Raw genomic sequence first — 2719 nt, 5'->3', positions numbered from 1 at the left:
TGATGTATTAGATAATATCATCATCAAAATCAAGCCAACAGATGATATTAAAAAAGCAATTGAACAATATGAAGACTTCATAAAAGATGAAACATTAACAGTTGACATTATTATTGATGAAAATGTGGACGGGGAAGATGTTGATTTGAATGGAGAAAATGTTAAAATTGAAGTTATTAGAAAATAACTAATTAGCCTACTGATTTATTTCGGTAGGTTTTTTACTTTCAAAAGTATACAAAAAAGCAACAATGAAAAAAACTAATTGCAAACTGTATTACACTAATGGTATACTTTTATCAGATGAGGTGTAACATGAAGAACAAAAACACGATTTTAAGAGCAATTTTAGTATTTGCATTTAGTGTAGGAGTAATTTTTTTCATAAAAAATAAAATTGGAGCAGATGATGCTTTTGATGTAATAAAAAAAATAGGACCAGTTTTCATAGCAGCATGTGTTATGACCATGTTTATGTTTTTTCTATTGGAAGCTATATCGTATAAATATCTTCTAAGTATACAAGGTTATGATGTATCATTTAAAAGGTGCTTTGGATATACATTTACGGATTATTTTTTCAGTATGATATCCCCAGGTGGTAGCCTTGGTCAACCATTGCAATACCACACAATGAGAACGGATAACATTGATTCATTGACTACTATCAATTCACTACTTTCTTTTAATTGGATTTATCATTTGTCCATGGTAATTATTTTCTTTGTAGCAATGATTTTTGGATTAGTAGGAAAAATTGCGTCGATTTCTGAGTTTAAGTACTTGGTTATATATGGAATAGCGTGTCAATTGGTACTGGTAATCGGAATAGGATTTTTGATGTTTGATAGCGAATTGGCGGCTAGAGTAATCAGATTTTTCAACACGATATTTTCCAAATTTAAGCTTCTTAAACGATTCAGCAAATCTGAAGAAGATATTACAAAAACCATAGAAGAACACAAAAATTTCGGAAAATTTTTGATTAATAACAAAAAAGTTTTTGCAAAATTATTGTGCATTTCAATTCCAATGCTTTTGTTTTCGTTTGCGATCCCTGCAATTTTGTACAAATCATTTGGATTGAATTCATATAATTTTATGACTCTTGTTCTAATCCAAGCGGTGGTTACAATTTCGTTTGAAAGTGTTCATATTCCTGGAGGGGTAGGAGTTATCGAAGGAAGCATGATGCTTGTGTATTCTTCTTTTATGCCAAAATCTTTGGCCTTCAGTATAATGGCAATCAATAGATTTGTTACATTCTACTTGGCGGTGCCTTTTGCAGGACTTTACTTTTTGCTGGTGAAAACTAATCGCAAAAATTTTCAGAAAAACAAAAGTCTTATAAAATTTAATCAAGAATAACAGATCGGCCTATTAATTTAGGTCGATTTTTTTATTTAAGAAAATTATCTGAGATAATTATTTTTATGGTTAAATGGGTATATTATATATGGTCAATATCTTTGGCATAAGATATTCTACTTATTAAAAATAACAAATTTTATCATTGATTTTGGTGCTCTTTATGATATGATAAATAAAAGAAATATTTTTTCTAGTACATAATGAAAAGCTTTTAGTAATAAAAATAAATCCGTATTTTATGGGTTTTATATATAAAAAATTTTTATAAGGGGTGAAAGGTTTGAAAGAGTTTTATAATAAGTATTTTATGAAACAAAAAATGATGCATCCTGTTATGTTTGCGCTTTTGCCGATTGCTTTAGTGGCAATATATTTTTATGGCCTAAGAGTGTTAGCTTTGTTTTTGCTAAACATAATAGTTGCATGCCTTGTCGAATATTTGGCTAATGCTAAGATATTCAAAAGAAACAAAATATCTGAAGCAGCTATTGTCACTTCCTGTTTGTATACAATGACATTACCACCATCAATTCCTTTTTGGATTTCAGCGGTTGGTATAGCGTTTGGTATATTTTTCGGGAAGATGGTTTTTGGAGGATTTGCAAAAAATGTTTTCAATCCAGCCTTAGTGGCTCGTGTATTTATTTATGTTAATTTTCCTCAACAAATGACTATTTATTGGAACAAAGCTGTAGGTAGTTTTCCAGGAGGATTTGGAACTTACTTAACTCAATCATTGGACTCTATGACACAACCAACTCCAATGACAGCCTTCAAAGTTAACTCAGCATTTGAAACAATCCCGACTATGCTTTTGGGACAAATTCCTGGAGTTATCGGAGAGACTTGCAAAGTTTTGATTATTATTGGAGCAATTTATTTGATTTATAAAAAAGTTGCAAGCTGGCAAATTATGGCAGGAAGTGTACTAGGTTTTTGCGTATTAAGTTTAATTTTTAACGCAATGGGTGTAACTTCTGTTCCTAATCCTATTTATGGAATGTTAATGGGAGGATTTTTATTCGGTACTGTATTCATGGCAACAGATCCTGTATCTGCAGCTAAGACTCCAATTGGTAAATGGATTTATGGTTTCATAATAGGAATTGTAACTGTAATTATCAGAGGATTTGCATTATTTGCAGGTGGTGTTATGTTTGCAGTTCTTATTGGTAACACTTTTGAACCAATAATTGATTATTGTGTAAATAAAGTTCAAGCTAATAAAAAAGCAAAATCAAATAAGGAGGTCAAGGTTAATGGCTAAGAAAAAATCAGTCGTATATCCAGTAATTTTTATGTTGGGATTGACACTAGTTTTGACATTAGCGTTGGCTTTGTTAAATCA

General features: G+C 30.5%; 3 protein-coding genes. All 3 read left to right on the top strand.

Translation table 11 applies throughout. From position 1 onward, the window contains the following. A partial coding sequence (locus KHW44_RS08235) for a DUF5915 domain-containing protein (RefSeq protein WP_304068306.1) occupies nt 1-187 on the top strand: 187 nt, incomplete at its 5' end. Between the two features lie 128 nt (nt 188-315). Next, nucleotides 316-1368, top strand: coding sequence for a lysylphosphatidylglycerol synthase transmembrane domain-containing protein (locus KHW44_RS08230; protein ID WP_304068303.1), 1053 nt, complete (start codon nt 316-318; stop codon nt 1366-1368). Nucleotides 1369-1642: 274 nt separating this feature from the next. Continuing rightward, nucleotides 1643-2638 (top strand): RnfABCDGE type electron transport complex subunit D, encoded by a 996-nt coding sequence (locus KHW44_RS08225; RefSeq protein WP_304068300.1) that lies wholly within the window; start codon nt 1643-1645, stop codon nt 2636-2638. Nucleotides 2639-2719 lie beyond the last annotated feature (81 nt).

The organism is Finegoldia magna, from assembly GCF_018371055.1.
In the GTDB taxonomy this organism is placed as follows: Bacteria; Bacillota; Clostridia; order Tissierellales; family Peptoniphilaceae; genus Finegoldia; species Finegoldia magna_I.
Note: the sequence above shows the minus strand (reverse complement) of the source record. Positions and strands in the feature narration are given on the sequence as shown.

Bases quoted from the DNA above. Each gene is read 5' to 3' on its own strand.
- KHW44_RS08230 (WP_304068303.1), top strand. From the start codon at position 316: ATGAAGAACAAAAACACGATTTTAAGAGCAATTTTAGTATTTGCATTT.